This window comes from Streptomyces sp. NPDC001450 (assembly GCF_053597295.1).
The window spans coordinates 1-1993 of the sequence record NZ_JBSFHY010000138.1 but is presented as its reverse complement, the minus strand read 5'-3'; the positions used below and the strand labels follow the sequence as shown (position 1 = coordinate 1993).

Here is a 1993-nt window from a genome sequence, read left to right as displayed (position 1 = left end):
CACCCTCCGACCACGCCGTACCGTCCGCACCCTCCGAGAACGCCTTGCACCGGCCGTCCACCGCAAGCCCCCGCTGCCGCGAGAACTCCACGAACGTCTCGGGCGTCGACATCACGGTCACACCACCGGCCAGCGCAAGGTCGCACTCGCCGGAACGCAGCGCCTGCGCCGCTAGGTGAAGGGCGACCAGCGACGACGAACACGCCGTGTCCACCGTCACCGCGGGACCCTCGAAACCAAACGTGTACGCGATACGACCCGACGCGACGCTGCCGGTGTTCCCGGTCAGCAGGTAGCCGTCAGCGCCTTCGGACGTGCCCCGCAACGACGAGCCGTAGTCCTGGGCCATGGCGCCGGCGAAGACGCCGGTGCGGCTGCCGCGCAGCGTCGCCGGGTCGATACCCGCGCGCTCCAGGACCTCCCACGACGTCTCCAACAGCAACCGCTGCTGCGGATCCATCCCCAACGCCTCACGCGGCGAGATACCGAAGAGCGCGGCGTCGAATTCAGGAGCGTCGTAGAGGAAACCGCCCTCACGCACGTACGTACGACCGACCTTGCCCGGCTCAGGGTCGTAGAGGCCCTCCAGGTCCCAGCCGCGGTCGGCCGGGAACCCGCCGATCGCGTCATCGCCCTCGCTGACCAGCCGCCACAGGTCCTCGGGCGAAGCGACTCCGCCCGGGAACCGGCAGGCCATACCAACGATCACCACCGGATCGTCACCGACACTGGTCAGCACGGGCAGCATGTCGGTCGAGGTCTGTTCGTCTCCGCCCAGGAGCTCCGTCTTGATGTGCCGGATCAGCGCGGCGGGCGTGGGGTAGTCGAAGATCAGGGTCGCGGGAAGCCTCATGCCGGTGGCCGCGTTCACGCGGTTGCGAAGCTCGACCGACGTCAGGGAGTCGAAGCCGAGTTCCTTGAAGGTGTGGTCCGCCTCGATGTCGGCGGCGGAGGCATGGCCGAGCACGGCAGCTGCCGCGCCTTGCACCAGGTCGGACACGAGTCGGTCGCGGTCCGCCGGGAGAGCCGCGGTGAGCTGTGCCCTGAGGCTCTGACGGTCGGCCCCGGTGCCGACCTCCGCCTTGCGGCGCGCCCGTACACGGACCAGGGCACGCAGCAGCGCGGGAACCTCCTCCACCGTCCGCCGGCGCAGCCCCGCGAGGTCAAGTTCGACGGGCAGCACTGCGGCCCGCTCGATCGTAGGGCCCTGTTCGAGTACCGCGTCCAGCAGGGCGAGTCCCCGCTCCGGCGCAAGCGGCAACATGCCACTGCGCTCCATGCGCCGCATGTCCGCCTCGCTCAGCTCGGCCGTCATCCCGGCACCCGGCGCCCACGGTCCCCAGGCGAGGGAGACGGCGGGCAGGCCGGACGAGCGGCGAGTGGCGGCGAAGGCGTCCAGGAAGGCGTTGGCGGCCGCGTAGTTGGCCTGCCCCGCACCACCCAAAGTGCCCATGACCGACGAGAAGACGACGAACGCCGACAGATCCGTGTCCCGGGTCAGCTCGTGAAGATGGACGACCGCGTCCGTCTTCGGCCGCAGGACCCGTGATACGCGCTCCGGGGTGAGGGAGGAGACCACACCGTCGTCGACGATGCCCGCCGTGTGGATCACAGCGGTCAGCGGATGCTCGGCGGGGACGGTGGCCAGCACGTCCGCCAGCGCCGCACGGTCCGCGACATCCAGGGCAGCCACCTCGACCCGGGCACCCAAGTCGGACAGTTCGGCGACGAGTTCGCACGCGCCGGGCGCATCGAGACCTCGGCGGCTGGCCAGCAGAAGATGCTTGATCCCGTGCTCGGTGACCAGATGCCGGGCCACCAACGCGCCCAGACCACCCGTACCACCGGTCACCAGCACCGTGCCCGCCGCATCGAGAGCCGCAGGAACCGTCAGGACCACCTTGCCCACATGCCGGGCCTGCGACAGATACCGGAACGCCTCCGGAGCCCTGCGCACATCCCAGCACGTGACGGGCAGGGGCTTGAGCACCCC

At 70.4% G+C, this 1993-nt stretch carries 1 protein-coding gene; it reads right to left on the bottom strand.

From position 1 onward, the window contains the following. Window positions 1–1993: SDR family NAD(P)-dependent oxidoreductase (locus tag ACWC5O_RS45380; RefSeq protein WP_450781382.1), on the bottom strand; the 1993-nt coding region annotated here is incomplete at both ends.